Annotated in this window: 18 protein-coding genes and 1 pseudogene; 12 read left to right on the top strand and 7 right to left on the bottom strand. The window is 49.5% G+C overall.

What is annotated here, in order from left to right:
• Positions 1 to 27 precede the first annotated feature (27 nt).
• From ACAN54_RS10125 to ACAN54_RS10085, 9 genes are all read left to right on the top strand, one after another.
• Positions 28 to 2,886, top strand: coding sequence for a Na+/H+ antiporter subunit A (locus ACAN54_RS10125; protein WP_379153620.1), 2,859 nt, complete (start codon positions 28 to 30; stop codon positions 2,884 to 2,886).
• A gap of 1 nt (position 2,887) precedes the next feature.
• Positions 2,888 to 3,223, top strand: a complete 336-nt coding sequence (locus ACAN54_RS10120) for a Na(+)/H(+) antiporter subunit C (RefSeq protein ID WP_379153618.1) — start codon at positions 2,888 to 2,890, stop codon at positions 3,221 to 3,223.
• A complete protein-coding gene (locus ACAN54_RS10115; RefSeq protein ID WP_379153616.1) occupies positions 3,220 to 4,695 on the top strand; it encodes a Na+/H+ antiporter subunit D in 1,476 nt (491 codons plus the stop codon). Before ACAN54_RS10120 ends, ACAN54_RS10115 begins: the two co-directional genes overlap by 4 nt.
• A gap of 6 nt (positions 4,696 to 4,701) precedes the next feature.
• Positions 4,702 to 5,181 (top strand): Na+/H+ antiporter subunit E, encoded by a 480-nt coding sequence (locus ACAN54_RS10110; RefSeq protein WP_379153614.1) that lies wholly within the window; start codon positions 4,702 to 4,704, stop codon positions 5,179 to 5,181.
• The gene (locus ACAN54_RS10105) at positions 5,178 to 5,471 is read left to right on the top strand and encodes a Na(+)/H(+) antiporter subunit F1 (RefSeq protein WP_379153612.1); all 294 of its coding nucleotides are present in this window, start codon (positions 5,178 to 5,180) and stop codon (positions 5,469 to 5,471) included. Before ACAN54_RS10110 ends, ACAN54_RS10105 begins: the two co-directional genes overlap by 4 nt.
• A complete protein-coding gene (gene mnhG / locus ACAN54_RS10100; RefSeq protein ID WP_379153610.1) occupies positions 5,455 to 5,856 on the top strand; it encodes a monovalent cation/H(+) antiporter subunit G in 402 nt (133 codons plus the stop codon). The genes ACAN54_RS10105 and mnhG overlap by 17 nt, the downstream gene beginning before the upstream one ends.
• Before the next feature lie 57 nt (positions 5,857 to 5,913).
• Positions 5,914 to 7,149, top strand: a complete 1,236-nt coding sequence (locus ACAN54_RS10095) for a cation:proton antiporter (protein WP_379153607.1) — start codon at positions 5,914 to 5,916, stop codon at positions 7,147 to 7,149.
• 110 nt (positions 7,150 to 7,259) lie between these two features.
• Positions 7,260 to 7,967 (top strand): glycosyltransferase family 2 protein, encoded by a 708-nt coding sequence (locus ACAN54_RS10090; RefSeq protein WP_379153605.1) that lies wholly within the window; start codon positions 7,260 to 7,262, stop codon positions 7,965 to 7,967.
• A gap of 27 nt (positions 7,968 to 7,994) precedes the next feature.
• The gene (locus tag ACAN54_RS10085; protein WP_379153603.1) at positions 7,995 to 9,863 is read left to right on the top strand and encodes an LTA synthase family protein; all 1,869 of its coding nucleotides are present in this window, start codon (positions 7,995 to 7,997) and stop codon (positions 9,861 to 9,863) included.
• 73 nt (positions 9,864 to 9,936) lie between these two features.
• Here the strand turns inward: ACAN54_RS10085 and ACAN54_RS10080 are convergent, their stop codons facing one another.
• Positions 9,937 to 10,404, bottom strand: coding sequence for a MarR family winged helix-turn-helix transcriptional regulator (locus ACAN54_RS10080; protein ID WP_379153601.1), 468 nt, complete (start codon positions 10,402 to 10,404; stop codon positions 9,937 to 9,939).
• A 128-nt stretch (positions 10,405 to 10,532) separates the two neighbouring features.
• Positions 10,533 to 10,658: a hypothetical protein gene (locus ACAN54_RS10075; protein ID WP_379153599.1), complete on the bottom strand. Its 126-nt coding sequence runs from the start codon at positions 10,656 to 10,658 to the stop codon at positions 10,533 to 10,535.
• Positions 10,659 to 10,910: 252 nt separating this feature from the next.
• Between ACAN54_RS10075 and ACAN54_RS10070 the strand changes: the two genes are divergently transcribed.
• The 3 genes and pseudogenes from ACAN54_RS10070 to ACAN54_RS10060 form a co-directional block, all read left to right on the top strand.
• Positions 10,911 to 11,957 carry a Rieske 2Fe-2S domain-containing protein gene (locus ACAN54_RS10070; RefSeq protein WP_379153597.1) on the top strand — a complete coding sequence of 349 codons (1,047 nt, stop codon included), beginning with the start codon at positions 10,911 to 10,913 and terminating at the stop codon, positions 11,955 to 11,957.
• A 268-nt stretch (positions 11,958 to 12,225) separates the two neighbouring features.
• Positions 12,226 to 13,134: a hypothetical protein gene (locus tag ACAN54_RS10065; RefSeq protein ID WP_379153594.1), complete on the top strand. Its 909-nt coding sequence runs from the start codon at positions 12,226 to 12,228 to the stop codon at positions 13,132 to 13,134.
• A 38-nt stretch (positions 13,135 to 13,172) separates the two neighbouring features.
• Positions 13,173 to 13,366 (top strand): annotated as a pseudogene (locus ACAN54_RS10060) (MFS transporter); the annotation flags it as partial.
• Positions 13,367 to 13,442: 76 nt separating this feature from the next.
• Here the strand turns inward: ACAN54_RS10060 and thiD are convergent.
• From thiD to ACAN54_RS10035, 5 genes are all read right to left on the bottom strand, one after another.
• On the bottom strand, positions 13,443 to 14,255 hold the full coding sequence (gene thiD / locus ACAN54_RS10055) for a bifunctional hydroxymethylpyrimidine kinase/phosphomethylpyrimidine kinase (RefSeq protein WP_379153592.1): 813 nt from the start codon (positions 14,253 to 14,255) through the stop codon (positions 13,443 to 13,445).
• A 107-nt stretch (positions 14,256 to 14,362) separates the two neighbouring features.
• Complete coding sequence (locus ACAN54_RS10050; RefSeq protein ID WP_379153590.1) at positions 14,363 to 15,802, bottom strand: DUF4850 domain-containing protein; 1,440 nt, start codon at positions 15,800 to 15,802, stop codon at positions 14,363 to 14,365.
• Positions 15,799 to 16,335: an RNA polymerase sigma factor gene (locus ACAN54_RS10045; protein WP_379153588.1), complete on the bottom strand. Its 537-nt coding sequence runs from the start codon at positions 16,333 to 16,335 to the stop codon at positions 15,799 to 15,801. The genes ACAN54_RS10050 and ACAN54_RS10045 overlap by 4 nt, the downstream gene beginning before the upstream one ends.
• 237 nt (positions 16,336 to 16,572) lie before the next feature.
• Entirely contained in the window at positions 16,573 to 17,340 is a 768-nt protein-coding gene (locus ACAN54_RS10040) for an SGNH/GDSL hydrolase family protein (RefSeq protein ID WP_379153586.1), read from the bottom strand.
• Between the two features lie 147 nt (positions 17,341 to 17,487).
• Positions 17,488 to 18,594 (bottom strand): glycosyltransferase, encoded by a 1,107-nt coding sequence (locus ACAN54_RS10035; protein ID WP_379153584.1) that lies wholly within the window; start codon positions 18,592 to 18,594, stop codon positions 17,488 to 17,490.
• Between the last annotated feature and the right edge of the window lie 58 nt (positions 18,595 to 18,652).

Genomic DNA, 18,652 nt, shown 5'->3' with positions numbered 1-18,652 from the left:
TGATGTAAAGAGGGGGAGTGCTAAGCTGTGCTGCATGCTGCTATCTTGATTCCATTTCTGCTGGCTGTTCTGGTCCCGCTCGTTAAGCGTATCCCGCGGCTTCATACCGGGTGGGCGGTGATGCCTGTTCCAACGGTTCTTTTTGTATACTTTCTGATGAAGATACCGGATGTTCAAGCTGGTGAAAATACGGTTACTACGATATCCTGGATGCCTTCGCTCGGGATTGATATTACCCTGGTACTCGATGGCCTAAGTCTTCTGTTCGCCCTGCTGATTACAGGGATGGGGGCTCTTGTAATTCTATATTCTATCTATTATCTGAACAGCCGGATGGAATCTATCCGCAACTTCTATATGTATTTGCTGATGTTCATGGGAGCGATGCTGGGCGTAGTCCTATCTGACAACCTGATGGTGCTCTACGGGTTCTGGGAGTTGACCAGTATTACGTCTTTCCTGTTGATTGCTTTCTGGCACCGCCGGGAACGATCGCGCTATGGAGCGCTCAAGTCGATGCTGATTACCGTGTTCGGGGGACTGGCGATGTTTGCCGGGTTCAACCTGCTGTATGTGATGAGCGGAACCTACAGCATCCGGGAGATTATCCTGCAAGCCAGCCGGCTGTCAGTGGAACCGATGTTCCTTCCGGCCATGGCACTGATTCTTCTGGGCGCTTTCACCAAATCGGCTCAATTTCCGTTTCATATCTGGCTTCCTGATGCGATGGAGGCACCTACTCCGGTCAGTGCCTATCTCCATTCGGCAACAATGGTCAAAGCAGGCCTGTATCTGGTAGCGCGGCTTACGCCTGTATTTGCCGGGCAGCCGGAATGGTTCTGGCTGGTCTCCATATGTGGACTTGTTACTCTTTTGTATGGCTCGTTCAAAGCGATCAAGCAAACCGATCTGAAGGCGATGCTTGCCTTCTCTACAGTCAGCCAGCTGGGCTTAATCATGTGCCTGCTGGGATTGGGCTCTGCCGCAGCCTTTTTCCCAGGTACAGAGGAATCGGTATTCTATGCAATGGCTACTGCGGCAGCTGTCTTTCATCTGATCAACCATGCCGTGTTCAAGGGAACCTTGTTTATGGTGGTTGGCATCGTAGACCATGAGACGAATACAAGGGATCTGCGCAAGCTGGGAGGCTTAATGTCCCTCATGCCAGTCACCTTTTCTGTGGCGCTTATCGGGGCCTTTTCCATGGCCGGGCTTCCGCCGTTCAGCGGATTCCTGAGTAAGGAGATGTTCTTCACCGCCGTGGTGAATATCCGTGAGCTGGATCTATGGAGCACTCCGTCCTGGCTTGTGCTTATTCCTGTCATTGCCTGGATCGCGAGCGTATTTACTTTTGTGTACAGCATGATCCTGGTCTTCAGAACATTCACCGGCAAGCTGCAGCCGGAGAAGCTGGATAAAGTGCCGCATGAAGCTCCGCCGGGGCTTTTGTTCGCCCCGGTACTGCTTGTTTCCTTGACAGTCATCTTTGCTATCTTCCCGGACCTGTTGAGTTCATCCTTGATCGAACCCGCAACCGCTTCAATTCAATACGGGATTTTGCCAACGGAGGAGGGATTCCATGTCCCTATTCATTTCTGGCATGGCTGGACACCGGAAATCTTCATGACCCTGGGTGTAATTGCTGCCGGTATGCTTTTGTATAGAGGCTACAGCAGATTGCGGATACTGGATCGGGAGTGGAACGGGCGGGATTCGCTTAACCGCATGTATGATCTTGGACTCCGCACTCTGGAAGGCGGATCCGCCCGCTTCACCAATCTATATATGACCGGGAGCAACCGGAATTATCTGCTGTATATCTTCGGATTTTTCATTATTGCCCTCGGAAGTACACTGATAGGAGCGCAGGGGATCACCCTGGGAATGTCAGATTATGCTCCGATCTCAATATACGAAATAGCAGTAGTTGCAGTCATGCTGGCTGCCGCCATCGCAGTCCCTTTTGCCAAGTCAAGAGTCAACGCCATTCTGTTCACAGGTGCAGTCGGCTATATGGTGACCTTACTGTTTGTGATCTTCCGTGCGCCTGATCTTGCTTTAACCCAAATGATCATAGAAACGGTATCGGTAATCCTGTTCCTGCTGTGTTTCAAATATTTGCCGAAGCTGAAGCAAGAAAAGGAGAAAGCTTCTTTCAAATGGCTGAATCTCATCATCGCTGTTGGAGTTGGCTTAACGATGACACTGATCGCACTGGCCGCGATGGGAAGCAGCCCCTTTGCTCCAATCTCGGAATTTTTCCTGAAAGAAAGCTATTCCCAGGCCGGCGGCAAAAATGTGGTTAATGTCATTCTGGTAGATTTCAGAGGTTTCGACACTCTGTTCGAGATTATGGTTCTTGGCATTGCATCTCTTGGAATTTATGGACTCGTCCATCTGAGAATGGAACCAGGAACTTTGACACCGGCGGAGAAAGGCAAACCGGCAGCTTATTTGTTCCCGCTGCGCAGCAATGATGTGATTCTGCGGACGATGTCCAAGGGAATTGTGTTGATCATTCTTGTCTTCTCACTGTATTTATTTTTTGCCGGACATAATCACCCGGGCGGCGGATTTATTGGTGCTCTGATGACATCTGCCGGTTTGATTCTCATGTCAATTTCTCTGGGAATCGAACCTGTCCGTAAGTTTCTTCCGGTCAATTACCGCATTCTCACAGCGGTGGGGCTGCTGATCGCTATTCTGACAGCGGCCGGTTCTTTTGCCTTTGGAGCGCCATTCCTGAGCCATTCCTTTGGCCATTTTGATCTGCCGCTGCTTGGAGATACAGAGCTTGCGACAGCTGTACTGTTCGATCTCGGAGTCTATCTGGCGGTCATCGGCTTGACGATGAATATTATTTTTACCATAAGGGGGGATGAGTGATATGGAATGGATGATGGCTGTTGCAGTCGGTATTTTATTTACGGTCGGCGTGTATCTGATTTTATCTAGAACCCTGCTGCGGATTGTACTCGGTACTTCCTTGCTTACCCATGGCGTCCATCTGCTTCTTCTAACTATGGCCGGGCTAAAAAAAGGAGCTGCACCTGTACTGGGCGGTGAGGCGGATGCCTATGTAGATCCATTACCGCAGGCGCTGATTCTGACCTCCATTGTGATCAGCTTCGGGGTTACAGCGTTCTTCTTCGTCCTAGCCTATCGTGCCTATCAGGCACACGGGACGGATGATATGGACTCTGTCCAGGAGGAGGGGTCATGAATAATCTCTTGGTTATGCCGATCCTGATTCCCTTGTGCACCGCCGTTATCTTGATGTTTCTGAAAGAACAGGTGCTGCTGCAGCGGTTCATAAGCACATTCAGCGGCATTCTGAATCTTGTACTGTCCTGGATGCTGGTATCCCGTATCCATGAGCAAGGTATACTGACCTTGCATATGGGCGGCTGGGCTCCGCCTTACGGTATTGTCCTGGTTGGAGATATGTTGGCAGCACTGCTTGTACTGACAGCTTCAGCCGTGAGCCTGGGGATCCTGCTCTATTCATTCACCAGCATTGGTGCAGCTCGTGAAAGGTTCTATTATTATTCATTTTTTCAATTTCTTCTAGTAGGCGTATACGGTTCTTTTCTGACAGGCGATATGTTCAATTTGTTTGTCTTTTTTGAAGTCATGCTCATCTCGTCTTATGCGCTGATCTCACTCGGAGGAACGAAGCATCAGCTTAGGGAGACATCAAAATATCTGTTGATTAATATTGTGTCTTCAACGCTCTTTGTAGCGGCAGTCGCCTATCTGTATGCGGCAGTGGGCACACTGAATATGGCCCATCTATCCCAGCGCATAGCCGAGACAGGACAAAGCGGCGTCCTGAATGTGATCGCTGTGCTGTTCCTGACTGTCTTCGCTCTCAAAGCCGGGCTATTCCTTTTCTTCTGGCTTCCCGGCTCTTACAGTGCACCGCCTTCAGCGGTTCGTGCCTTGTTCGGAGCGCTTTTGACCAAAGTGGGGCTATACGCGATTATACGGACATTCACGCTCGTCTTTGCCGGTGATCCTGACTTCACACACAGCTGGATCGCCTGGATGGCGGCGGCCACGATGATTCTGGGTGCGATAGGCGCTGTTGCATACAATGACATTCCCCGCATCCTGAATTACAACGTGATTATCAGTGTGGGCTTTGTTGCCTTCGGTCTATCTGCAGGAACACCGGATGCGCTCGACGGAACCATCTTTTATCTGCTGCATGATATGTTGGGCAAAGGCCTCATGTTCATTCTTGGAGGATTAATCATTGCTGCTGCGGGCACAGACCGGCTTAAGGGCATGGGGGGGCTGATCAAACGTTACCCTGTAATGGGCTGGATTTTTTTCGCGCTGTCTTTGACGCTTGCCGGTATTCCTCCCTTCAGCGGGTTTCCCGGCAAAGTGCTGATCATCCGCGGAGGGCTGGATTCGGGAATGCTGACGTTAAGCTTAATCGGGCTTGCCTCCAGTCTGCTTGTGCTGTATTCACTGATCAAGGTGTTCAAGCTGGCTTTCTGGGGTAACCCCCCGGACCAGGAACTGCCTAAGGTGAATCTTAAAGGCGGGACGGCAGTAGCCGCTGGACTCCTGGTTCTGGTCATTATGATGGGCCTTGGAGCAGAGAGGGTAAGTACGTATGTATCACAGGCAGGGGAAGTCCTTAGTTCCCCACGGCTTTATATTGAAGCTGTACTGAAGGAGTAGATGAAGATGGCTATCCAAATCTTATTGAACCTGATGACTGCATTTCTGTGGATGATGCTGACGGGTGACGGGTCAGGCTCAAGCTTTGTCATTGGTTATCTGCTGGGGTGCGGAATTCTGATGGTGCTGCATAAATTCCTGCCTGATCCGCTCTATTTGAAACGGGTGTGGTCCATTGTGAAGCTGCTGGTGCTTTTCTTGCGGGAACTGGTGTTATCCAGCTTCGTGGTTATCGGGCAAATCCTCCGGCCAAGACTGACGATCCGCCCGGGGATCTTCGCTTATGAGACTGCACTTCACTCCGACTTTGAAGTCACTCTGCTGTCATGCCTTATATGTCTGACACCAGGGACGCTTACACTGGAAGTCTCGGGCAGCGGCCGGACCCTCTATATTCACGCAATGGATATTGAAGATGCCGGACAGCTCTCCCTCCAGATCAAGGGAACCTTTGAAAAGGCAATTATGGAGGTGACCCGGCTATGATTGCTGTACTGCTTAATCTTGCGCTAATTATCCTGTCATTAGCCATGCTGGCCTGTTTGTACCGGCTGATTCAGGGACCTACGCGCTCAGACCGGATTACTGCACTCGACACGATCGGCATCAATCTGCTGGCGGTGATCACAGTGCTGAGCATCCAGCAGAAGACGGAGGATTATATCGAAATTGTTCTTGTGATCGGAATTCTGACCTTTATTGGAACTACGGCATTAGCAAGGTATATTGAAAGAGATGCAGTTATCGAACAGGGAGGTGATGAACTTGACCGGTGAGCTGCTGATTGCGATCCTGGTGCTGCTCGGCGCTATATTTTGCGGGCTTGGGGCGTTCGGGCTGGTCCGTCTGCCGGATGTTTATCTACGGTCCCATGCCGCGACCAAGAGCGCAACGTTAGGTGTATTATGTGTGCTCCTGGGAGCCTTTCTGTTTTTTTTCTTCTATATAGATATAGTCAGTATCAAGCTGCTGCTGGCGATTGTATTTGTCTTCATCACATCCCCCGTAGCCGGTCATCTGAATGGCCGGGCGGCCTACCGGTCCGGTGTGCCCTTATGGAAGGGAAGCGTGCTTGATGACCTGAAGCCGGTACTGGAGGAGGGCGTGACGAAGCAGTCAACCTCTGAGGATAAGTGCCAGCATGCTACTAAGGAAGAATAGAAGTATAATCTTAGATACTTAGCCTAAGTCTCATCATTTTGAAAAATGGGGTGTCGTATGAATCACTTCGATGAAACGTTTATCCAGGTCCTGATTCTGCTAGCCATTTCGATAGGCGTTATAGCGGTGGCGAAAAAGGTCAATCAACCGTATTCCATTGCGCTGGTTATGGTAGGACTTCTCCTGGGATTGGTTCGTGTTCCAGTACTGGAGGAGGCAGAAGTTTTTATTACACAGTCTCATGTGTTTCAGGCGATTATTATCTCATTATTCTTGCCTATTCTCCTGGGAGATGCCACCCTTAAGCTACCCTTTTCCCATCTGATGGAACAGCGCAAGCCGGTGCTGGCTTTGGCTTTTGGCGGAACTCTGTTGTCATTTCTGTTAATCGGTCTGGCAGTTTATTGGGGCTTGGGTCTTCCTTTGATCGTCTCCTTCACTTTTGCGGCGTTGATGAGCGCAACGGATCCCATAAGTGTGATATCCATTTTCAAATCACTGGGCGTTCCCAAGCATATCGTGACCATCATCGAAGGGGAGTCATTATTTAACGACGGTATTGCTGTTGTGCTGTTCCAGATTTCCTCTGTATACCTGCTGTCCTATATGGAGATGGGCTGGGCTGGGATTGGCAGCGGAATTCTGCTCTTTCTGAAGTTTGCGCTGGGGGGCATTCTGGTTGGTGCGATTATGGGTTATGTATTCTCACAGCTGATCCGCCTTTATGATGATTTCCCGCTGGAGATTGGCTTTTCCATGCTGCTGTTTTTTGGAAGCTACTTCATTTCTGAGCATTTTAATGTATCGGGGGTTATTGCTGTAGCGGTCAGCGGACTGATCTTTGGCAATTATGGGGCGAGAGTCGGCATGTCCGAGACTACGAAGACGAACATTAACTCCTTTTGGGACGTGATTACCCTCGTAGCGAATTCTCTGATCTTCCTGATGATTGGTCTGGAGATCAAGAATATCAACTTCTCCGATAAGTGGTGGCTTATTCTTGCTGCGATAGTAATAGTACTGTTGGGTAGAACGGTAGCGCTGTACACCAGCCTTGCTTTTATGAAGAATTTCCCGGGCTCCTGGAAAAGTGTGCTGAATTGGGGCGGACTCAAGGGAAGCTTGTCCATTGCGCTTGCCTTGAGTCTGCCCATGTCCTTTGAAGGCAGGCAGGATATATTAGTACTGACGTTCAGTGTGGTCTTATTCTCATTGCTGGTTCAAGGGCTGTCGATCAAGCCGCTGGTGAAAAAGCTTGGATTAACGCAGGCCACCCGCTCTATACAAAAATAGGTTGATAACCTAAGTACTTTGTGATTTAATGCAGTAGTGGTATTGATACAGTCGGCGGAGAGGTCAATGTGGTCAAGGAAAATAAGATTCAAATACCGGGGTGGTTCGGTTTGATCAGACTATCTGTAGTCGCAGCACTATATAATAAAGAGAACAGTATCCGTCAGCTCTACGAGAGCATTAAGAGTGCCATGGAGAGCCGGACGGAGAGCTATGAGATTGTGTTTGTCAACGATGGCAGCAGGGATCGCAGCGTTGGTATTCTGGAGGAGATCGCCCGGTCCGATTCAGCAGTGAAGGTCATCCATTTCGAGAAAAACTGCGGCCAGACCGCAGCGATCTGGGCGGGAATGAAAGCGTCCGGCGGAGAGCTGATCGCCCTGCTCGATGCGGATATGCAGACCGATCCCCGTGACATTTTCCGGTTAATGCCGTTTATAGAGCGGGTAGATTTCGTGAACGGCAAACGGATGGACCGCAAGGGTCCGCTGCTTCACAGGACGCTGCTCCGGCTCGTAAACGGGCTGCGGAATTTCCTCACTGGCGACAGCCTGTATGATGCACAGTGCCCCATGAAGCTGATGAGACGCGAAGTGGCGGACAGCTTTCATTTATACAGCGGGATGCACCGGTATTTACCCACACTGGCGAAGATGAATGGCTATTCTGTAATTGAGGTGTCGGTGAGCCATCAAGGAGGAAAAGACGGAGGGTACCGTTATGGTGCTTTTAACCGTATCTTCGTAGGCTTTATGGACGCAGTTGTTATCGGCAGACTGCAAAAGCGGGTTATCCATTACCGGATCAAAGGCGATTAATTTTTTTGAAAGGAAATGAATTATTTCATGAAGAAATCATTGAACAGCATTCTAAATCGGCCTATTCTTTTGTTCAGTTTCGTGCTGTTGCTTAAAAGTGCCGTGGCCTGGTTTGTCGTGTTCAGCGACGGTCCGAACTGGAGTATGGTTTTCACCGAAATTCCTTTTTTCATTATTGTGTTTAGTCTGATTGAATGGCTGTCTTCCAAACGAAAGATCTTGTATTATATGATAGCTAATTTATTTATTACCGTTATTTATTTTTCCGTCCTGATGTATTACAAGTATTATGGCGTAATTGCCACCTACCATGCGCTGCAGCAAGCAGACAAAGTTACGAAGGTCGGAGAGAGCACCTATTCACTGATCACGCCGTATTATCTGTTTATTTTTGTGGACATCGTCTTCTTCCTGCTCTTTATGTTCCGTCCCAAATATATTGCCAAGTGGAAGGAAAGAGGGGCGTACCGGCTCAGTCGTCCTGTTCTGCTTACCGTGACCGCTGTATCGCTCGGCTTGTGTGTCTTCAATATCTTGCCTAACCATGCGAGCATGAATGAGATCAAAAAAGCGGAAAGTATGGGGATTCTGAATTACGAGGTGTATACGCTGTTTGCGGACAGCACGGAGAAGGAAGAACTTATTGACAGCAAGGAGATTACCCAGCAGGCGGTGGATGCGATCAAAGGCGTCCAGACTCCCCAGTCCCCGAAATACCAGGGTGCCGATAAGGGTAAAAACCTGATTGTAGTACAGATGGAATCGTTCCAGAACTTCCTGATCGGGCTGACCATCGATGGTCAGGAGATCACTCCGAACATCAACAAGCTGGCACACAGCAACACGTATTTTAATAATTTTTACTCCAATGCAGGCCAGGGTACAACCTCGGATGCCGAGTTCGTGGTCAACTCTTCATTTTATGTGCCGAAGAACGAACCTGCAACATCATCGCCTTATATGAGAAAATCCGTGCCCAGCTTGCCGAAGCTGCTGAGTGCGAACGGTTATTTTACCGCTACTTTCCATACCAACAGTGTGGACTTCTGGAATCGCAAGGACTTGTACAAAGCGATAGGCTTTGACAAATATTATGACCAGTCGTTCTTTGGTGATGATGACCATATCGCGTTCGGGTCTTCGGATGAAGTGCTATTTGCCAAAACAGTACCGGAGCTTGTCGCATTAGATGCCAAGGACCAGCCTTTCTATGCTATGGTCATTTCTATGAGTGCACATCATCCATTCCGGCTCCCGGAAGAGAAGTTCAAGATGAAGCTGCCGGAGCGCTATCAAGGTACGCTGCTTGGCGATTATATTCAGGCTCAGAATTATGCGGACTATGCAATGGGGCAATTTCTGGAGGAGCTGAAGACCAGTGGATTGTGGGATGACAGTCTGATTGTATTCTACGGGGATCATCAGGGTGTGCCGATGTATACGCTTGGCAATGATGAGAAGGATCTGATGAAAGAAATGATCGGGCATGAGTATGGTTATACGGATATGTTCAATATTCCGTTCATTGTCCACTCCCCAAGCGGCTCACTGCCTCAGGTCATTGACCGGACAGGCGGACACATTGATATTCTGCCTACAGTGTCTAACTTGCTGGGTGTGCCGCTGCAGAATCAGCTGCATTTCGGTGAAGATCTGCTGAACTCTACTTCCAACCTGATCCCGTTCAGACATTTCCTGCCTACAGGATCTTTCGTGAATAACACAAGTATTTATCTGACGGGGAATGATTATGAGGATGGAAGCAACTACAATCTAAGCGATAATTCGGTGACCAAAGGCGGCTCCACGGAAGCGCAGTTCGAAGCTGCGGAGCGGCTCCTGAACATGTCGAACAGTTATCTGCTGCAGCTTCCGGACCGGCCGGATCAGCAGTAACCCGGAACAGTAAGTATAGGGCTTGCCCTTTACTTGCTGTTTTTTTGTGTGCCGAAAATATAATTCATCCGTCTTACAGCTGTCCGTGGATATCTTCAAAATAGTGGTAGACCCCGTTCAGAAGCTCGATAAGCGTTTCGCTGCGTTCCTTGCCGAGATAGTCAATCATCCCCTTGAATGTATCGCGGATTCTATCAACAGCGGCATCAGCACAACGTTCGCCTTTGTCTGTCAAAGCGATACCGCTGACCCGTTTATCCTGAGCATCGCTGGTACGGACTACATATCCCTGTGCCAGCAGGCTGTTCACCATTTGGGTGATGGTGGGGGAGGTAACCTTATGCATTTTACTGATGTCGGAGATGGTAAGTACCGGCTTGCCGGATTTCTCGGTTCCTAATTTGATCGTGATCAGTACACGGATTTCACTGGGCTTCAGCATCGTCGGGTTCTTGTTCTGCCAGTTGATTTTGGAGAACTGCTGAAATACTGCCATCAGCTCATCGATATTGTCGTATTTGTCTTCTCTGTCTTCGTTCATCTGCACACCTCATGGACCTTGTTTCCTTTAATTATAGGCATCCTATGAACCAAAAGAAAGGAAAGGACAAAAACTTTTGAATAAAGCTAATATGTTACGAAAAGTAGGCGCATACAAAACGGGGTTTGCTAATCGGTTTTCTTGAACACAGCCCATACAAGCAGAATCAGACATGCGTCTACGGCAGCAAGAACGAAAGGAAACCACTGTGGTGCGGAAGCTACAGTCCATTGGATCGAGCCCATTCGCTTCATTTCCTTTCGCTGCTGGCAGGATTTTTTTGGGTTAATTCTTGAAAAGTAACATGTGTTGAGGCTGATTAGACATGTTTAATGTCATAATGCATAACATGTATAGCTTATTTTTAGTCAAAAATACAAAAAGGAACGATTTAGAATTGATTTTTTTAGAGGAAAAAGATTAAAATATACACAATAAGTTATATAAACTAACATATAATATTTTATCTTAACGGTGTTTATTGGGAGTGGAGAGGTGGAACGAACATGATAGAGGAAAATAAGAAGCTGGTCCAAGAACTCGAACTTCCCCGTGACTGCACGTTCTCCCCGGAGGACTGGCGTGTACTCGCTGAATATTGGTACCCGGTCGCGATTGCAGATGAGGTGCAGGACAAACCGCTGGCGGTGAAGCTGCTGGATATGAAGCTGGTCTGCTACCGCAGTGAAGGCAAGGTGGTGATTGCCCGTGACCTGTGTTTTCACCGGGGGGCACCTCTGAGCAAGGGCTGGGTGGAGAATGGTGAAATTGTCTGCCCGTACCATGGATTCCGTTACAACTGCGAAGGGAAGTGTACCGCCGTTCCAGCCCATCCCAGCTCCAAAATCTCACCCAAGCTGAAGCTGATCGTGTATCCGGCTGTTGAACGCTACGGTTTGATCTGGACCTGTCTGGGCTCAGCACCTGAGCAAATTCCGGCCTTCCCTGGTTGGGAGGACCCGGACTATATTAATATTTTGCCGCCGAGCTTCGATATTGCCGGTTCATCCGGCCGCCAGATGGAAGGATTCCTCGATGTCTCGCATTTCGCTTATGTGCATACGGCAACCTTCGGCGACCGCAACAATACTGAGGTTCCCCAGTATAAGGTTAGACGCGAAAGCAACGAACTGGTAGCAGAATACTGGAGTACTGTCAGCAATTACGGGAAAGGCCAGGAAAACCCGGCTCCGGAAGGCTTCATGTGGCTGCGCGAATTCCGCGTGTTCGCCCCGTTTGCGGCTTCGCTTACCGTCTATTTTCCAGATGAAGGCAGACTCAAAATACTAAATTGTGCTTCCCCGGTATCCGCACGATATACTCGTCTCTTCTGTCCGATCTCCAGAAACTTCGACAAAAGCGCACCGGTCCAGGATACAATCAACTTCAATCTGCAGGTCTTCGCAGAAGACGCTGAAATGGTGGAGTCACAGACTCCGGAGGATCTGCCGCTTGATCTGCAGGTAGAAGCACATATTCCAGCGGACCGCACCTCGATTGCTTACCGCCAGCTGTTAACGGAACTGGGGCTTGGACGGTCTTATACTTCTTAATCATGGATTTATGGCAGAATACGATTCGCAGATTTCCCTTTCTGTGCCTGTTCTCCGAGCAGCGCGCAGGAAGGTTTTTTTTGATGGCTTGTTATCTAGTGAATTAGAGAGTTAACAAAATAACTACTCTACTTTAAAGAGGAGGGATGTCGACTGGAGAAAGTAGGTGCATGTCTGATAAAATAGAGAAGTAGAAGATACAGCTATTCCAGACTGTTCCGGCAGCGGCGAAATGCAGGACCGGCATCAACCCAAAGGAGACTTGATTGTGAACGAGAAACTGAAACAAGCCTATGAAAGGTTAGGGCTGCCTGAGACCGTAACCAGAGAGGAATTGAACAAAAGGTTCGATCTGCTGCTTAGACGGCGGCGCTCATTGAACACTGACGCGGAAATTGCCGCGTATGAAGAGGAATTTCAAGCCATCAAATTTATTCTTGATTCGAGAGACCAGCAGGAGATTCAGGAGGCTGAAGATCAGCGGCTGGCCAAATACGGCAGTCTTGCTGGCGGAGCGCGGAAATGGGAACGCTTTATGCGGCTCTACAAAACACATGTCATTATATCGATAGTCGCTGTAATTGTGCTTATCGTCGCCGGCAACGCGCTGTATAACAATTGGCAGCACCGAAAGTACCTGGCTTCCCTGCCGCCGGTGGATGCGGAGATTATGTTCATCGGTAATTTTGGTGTGAAGGACAAGGACGGCAAGATGGACGCTCTGAATCAGGCGATCATTGATGAGTATCCCGAATGGAAACGGGTGGACACCAGCATTGTATACCTTCCCAAGACTGGTGAGGGTTCAGATACACTGGATATGAACTATATGCAAAAAGCGGTCGTTGAGCTGGCTGCGAACTCACCGGATATTCTGATTCTGGATGAAGCCACGCTCCAATGGATCGGCGGCCAGGATGGTTTTCAGAATCTGGAGCCGATTCTGGCAGACGGCAAGATCGCCAAAGATGATCCCCGTCTGAAATGGGAGAAATTAGGGGAGAGTACCGTGGACGAGCTCTACGCCGTGGATATAACGGACTCGAAGTTTGTGTCTTCCCTGCCGATCAACCATAACACTGAGTCGATTGAAATTGGAGTGCTGGGCGGAGATGAGCCAAAGGATAAGATCCTGCAATTCGTGAAGCATATTGTCGACGAGAACACTGGCAAGTAAGAAGATAAGCGGGGAAAAGCGAGGATAGACAGATAGTTATTCTTGCGCTATCAGCTTTGAACACATTCTATCCTCTTTTTTATTGCTGAATGTTCATATTTGGTTTTGGGGGTTCGATCTTTGGACCCTCATTCAATGGCATGCTCTCCAAGTCTGCCGATTCCAGTGAACAAGGGGTAATCAATGAAGTAGCCAATCGATTCAGACTCTGGCAAGAATGGTTGGACCTATCTCAAAAAAATGGCGGAACTTTAAGGGTATACCCTTGTGTTCCGCCATTCCTTGTATAGTGAAAGCTTGTCTTAATGTTAATGCTCCAACCGGTAGCCCCCGTGAAAGACTGGGCCGACATATGAATTGAACGCATATCCGTTCCGGATAGCTGCGGAGACGAAATCCTTGGCTTTTGAGACAGCATCGTGTACAGACAATCCGCTAGCCAAGCCGCCTGTAATCGCAGCTGCAAAGGTGCAGCCTGCACCATGGTTGTACGCCGGTTCGATTTTGGCTGTTTCCAGTACGGTATATTCCGAGCCGTCGAAGAACACATCGATTGCCAGATCGCCGCCGAGTGCTTTGCCGCCCTTAACGACAACATTCTTCGTGCCGAGCCTGTGAATCAGGCGTGCCGCTTCTTTCATTTCGTCGATAGAAGTAAGCTTGCCCAGCCCCGAAAGAACCCCGGCTTCGAACAGATTGGGTGTTGCCACCGTAGCCAGAGGCAGCAGCAGATCTCGGATAGCATTGGCGCTTTCCGGGTTAAGAACTTCATCTTCGCCCTTGCAGACCATAACCGGATCAATAACTACGTTGGTCTGACGGTTGTCCTTGATCGCTTTTTCCGCGACCTGCACAATATCAACACTGCCCAGCATTCCGGTCTTCATAGCGTTGACAGGACCGCCTGCGAATATTGTTTTCAGCTGCTCGGCGACAATGGCTACATCAATCGGGTAGACATTGTGATGCCAGCCGTTATCCGGGTCCATTGTGACAATGGTGGTTAAAGCGCTGAAGCCGTAGGTGCCATATTCTTCAAAGGTTTTGAGGTCTGCCTGAATGCCGGCGCCTCCGCTGGAGTCACTTCCGGCAATGGTTAGGGTCTTAATAATTTTTGACAAAGTGAACGTCCCCTTCTGGTATATGAATAGATACTGCTTAACTCTACGACATTATAACAAAAATCACTCCCGGTGTCCGCACTCCGTGTAAGACCTAGATAGACGGCCTACTCCTTGTGACTGTCTAGGCTGCTTAGCGCTGTCTTAATGGCCTTGTCATATTGGAAAGGCTCCGCGTTGTCACCGCCCATCCAGTACACCACAAGAAAATTACCTCCTCTAAAGACATGAGGGTATATCCGTGCCCCTCCATCGTAGGTCGTCCGGTTGATCGCAAGCTTTAGCGCGTCCAGCCCGGCGGCGCATTCCACGGCATTATCATAGGTATAGACAGACAAGCGGTCCGGGCGCACCGGAGTATTGGTCTTGTCAATCAGCAGTTCATCCGGCCATCTGCCCGCCAGCTCTTTTTTGAACAAATGCTCCTCGGTGTCCGGCACACGGTTCAGCCTCATCCCCCGCTGTTCGAGAGCCAGGTAGAGGGATTCTGTTGTATTTCCCGTATCGCCTGCGGCAGGGTCTGTATTCTGGACAGCAGGGAGGAGAAGAGGACCATGATAGGTTGTGAAATAACTCAGAATGGTGTCGATCATGCTCTGCCCGGAGGAGCTGGGGGAGGCGGTCAGCTCCAGATTGCGGAAAAGGTAACCCCATTCCCCCTCTTCATAATAGGCGGCTCCATCGGTCTGATATCCCCTTGCTTCTGCTGCACCTGTGTACCGCACCGTCCGGGCATCCGGTCCTTCGGTTCCCATTACCTGTTGCCGGGTGAATTCCGGGGGATTGATGGTGATTCCATAGTCATCAGCCCACTTGGCTTTGCCGGGGAAATAGGTGCCGATGCTACCTACGGCGCAGCCTTGGCAGCCCCAGGCATTATCCGAATATTGCAAGGTCTGCTGCGGGTCTTCCGGATCTTCAAAAGTGACTCCATAGGAGCCATTGGCTCCGGTGACGGCAGATGCTGTCCAGCCTGCAGGTGCCAGCAGCATATAGGCGCTGCCGGTATCGGCCTTGTAGACAAGTGCAGCCTGAAGTTTGCCTTCCATATTTGGAGGCAACGGGTATGTCATGTTGGGCAGAGGAGGATAAGTATAATGTGTTTCGCCACCCTCCAGAGCTGGAACGGAGAACATAACAGTCAGCGGTAGGATTATTTCTGTATGCCCCTCTTCTGAAGAAGGGAAGGGGACCGTGGCTTTATAGTTGTGTGCAATACCAACTGCACGATCATTGTTAGAGCTGCCTGGAGCGCTGTTCGCCGGGGCGTTCTCCGGCTTTCCATTATCCTGTGGAGTGATGGACGGTGTAACTGCGGCTAGGGGGGAGGCGGCAGGTTTACCCGGCTCCCAACTGTTGTAACCCAGCCATAAGCATATGACGGTTAGCGGTAGCAGTACAATTGCGTAGCTCCAGCTCCTAACCCGCTTGTGCCGCTGTGTTCTCAGGCGTTCTTCGACATTCTGTCTCATTTGCGGTGTGAATTGTGTACCGTCAAAAGGCTTCTCCTTCAATTGTTTTTCCCAATCCTCAGGTGATGTGCTCATGATCTTCCCAGCTCCTTCTCCCAGCATTCATTCGCTTGTTTCCTTGCCCGGTGCAGTCTCGATTTGGCCGCAGAGAGCGAGATTCCCAGCAGTCCTGATAGTTCCTCCATACTCAGCCCGTAGTGGGCGTAGAGCATCAGCACTTCTCTATGCTTGCGGGGGAGCTGCAGAACAATCCTCCATACCTCACTGCTCAGGGATTGCTGCAAAAACACCTCTTCGGCAGACGGGCTAGAAGGATCTTTGCCCATGTTCTCCTGCAGGGTTACGCGCCGGATAAAGCTGCTGCTCCGGTAGGAGAGCCAACGGGTCCGGGTAATCTGAAGCAGCCAGGTTCTGATTGCGCCTTCCCCGCGAAAGGTATTCATATATTTGAAGGCCCGGATGAAGGTCTCCTGGGCAATATCATCAGCAGCGCTCCTGCTCCGAGCCAGGTAATAGGCATAGTTCCATACATCCTCGCCATAATGCTCCATCAGTGTCTGCAGCGCGGCGGCGGTCATGGTGGCCGATTCATTCGTTACGATAGACATGCTGTCCCCCCTTGTTCTCTACTGTATTGACCTCCGCATTCCCGGAAAAGTTTCTTTTTTTGGGAAAAAATATTAGGCAGGTAAATTGGCGCAGCTAAAAAGAGGCAGTCCATCTAGAAGTACAACGTTTAGGGGAAACGGCGCAGCTCCCGGAGTGTACTGCAAACGTTCCTGAACGGCAAACAAGGGCCCGCGGCACATACCCGAATGTGCTGCGGGCCCTGACTATGATTTTTTCTAATGGCTATGCAGAGCCTGTCCTTTGCTGTCCAGCAGTAGATGAGGTTCAGTGCTGGAGATGAACTCCAGTACCTTATCATAGATGATGCGGTGTCCCGCCCGGTTGGGATGGATCCCGTCACGGCAGATGAACTCCGTATAATCCGGCTGCTGAAGGAATGCGCTGCGGACATCAATGATTTTGGTCTTCGTACTCTCGGCGACCCTGATGATCGTAGAGTTGTACCTTTCCTGCCACCAGTAGATCTTCGTGACACTGCCGAGGAATTTCAAGATACTCTCTTCCGAAGCGGGGTTGTTTCTGCTGACCCATTTGAAATAATTGTCTGCATTTAGCGGCGGTAGACTCATTAGAATAGGCATGATCCCTTGGTTTCTCAGAAAATCAATCATATCTCTGAGCATACTTTCGAATGCCGGAAAATCGGTCTTGGGATTATGCTCGGCCTCAGGATGGCTTACAATGTCCTCCCAGTTGAAATCGCAGTCATTTCCCCCGTATTCAATCAGCACCAGGTCGGGCTTCTCTTTAAGCACATCCCGTTTCAGATTGCCGAAACCTTTGAGCAGTGTATTGCCGAACCTGGCGGTGTTGCGCAATGCTCCCTTAAGTTTTCCTTGGAGCAGCGAAACGTAATTATCCTCCAGGATTACATATTTACTTCTGCCCTCATCATAGACTACACCCTTCGAGATGGAGTCTCCGCTAACCATATATTTATACTCCAGACCTGCTGCTGTCACACGACCTTCATTGCCAGGCATTGGCTCACCTCCGACACTATATTGTACTTAATCTTAGTGTAAACCATTCATGGAGGCATTGCCTATGTATAAACGTCACGGGTCATACCAAACAAGCAGCTGCGACATCCGTGGAAACGGAACGCAACTGCTGTATTTTCGCTTAAGCTATTGGTCTTTGTGCTTTATAGAGCTGGTCAATCGGTGTAATATTGAGGTTCGGCTTGACTCCTTCTGGGAAATATTCTGCACAAACCGTATAACAGCCTGCTCCAGACAATTTACACTGTTATCCCAGGTCCAGGCCAAAGAATCAGCTTCTCCTTGTTCAGCTAACCGGGTTCTGAGCGGAGTATCATAGATCAGACGCAATATATCTTGAGCCAGCCGGTTCTCATAACGGTAGGAGAGCAGACAGTTCTCACCGTGACGGGCATACTGGAGATTCCCTCCGGAGTATACGGAGACCAGGGCTGCACCGCAGCGCATAGCCTCCAGCCCAGGCAAAGATCCGGCATCAAAGGCGCTGGAACTGACAAACAGGTCTGCTCCATTATAGTGATAACAGAGCTCAACATCATTCTTCGGGGTGAAAAAGCGGTATTTCCCTAGCGCTCTCATCTTCTGCAAGGATTCTGAGGTATTGAATTCTTCCGGTGGACAGATGAAGTTGATGTTCACCTGTGGAGCGATAAGCTTGACGATGTCAAGCTGTTTTACCAGATAGTCCTGCTCACGGTGTGAGCTGAATCCATTATCTTCCTTACGCAAAATTGCCGTGATGTTGAGCGGCTCCTGCAGCATATGACGGATATGCTGGTTATGGAACGTTGTACTGATACCTACGGGCACAATGTTCCCGGTGATCCCATGGCTCAATGCTATAATTTCCTGCTGCCACCGGGATAAAACTAGCAGCTTGTCAGTGATATGATAGGTAGAGAATGACACGGCATTATCCGGCAGGAATAGCGGTTCGTAACATAAGGAAAGACGGATATGCATGCCTTTTCCGTTTTGACTTGCAGCCTCTGATACAGGGACAATCGTGTAGAAATTGGATATGATAATTTCACTGACGGGAAAATCAGTTTCTCTCAGCACCGTGTGATCCGTACGCACTACCTGGGAATGGACCTCATAGGCAATATCGCCACCCGATGGCATGAGGATCACAACTTCATGGCCCCGGGCAGTGAGTCCGTTGGTGAGTTCTACCAGCATGCGCTGGGCCCCGCCATGACACAAGGTAAGAATGGGGAACGTAAACTTCATCAATGATCAGATCCCTTCTGAAGCTGCAAAAAATAGCGAATAAAGATTATGCATGCTA

Source organism: Paenibacillus diazotrophicus, assembly GCF_042610465.1.
Note: the sequence above shows the minus strand (reverse complement) of the source record. Positions and strands in the feature narration are given on the sequence as shown.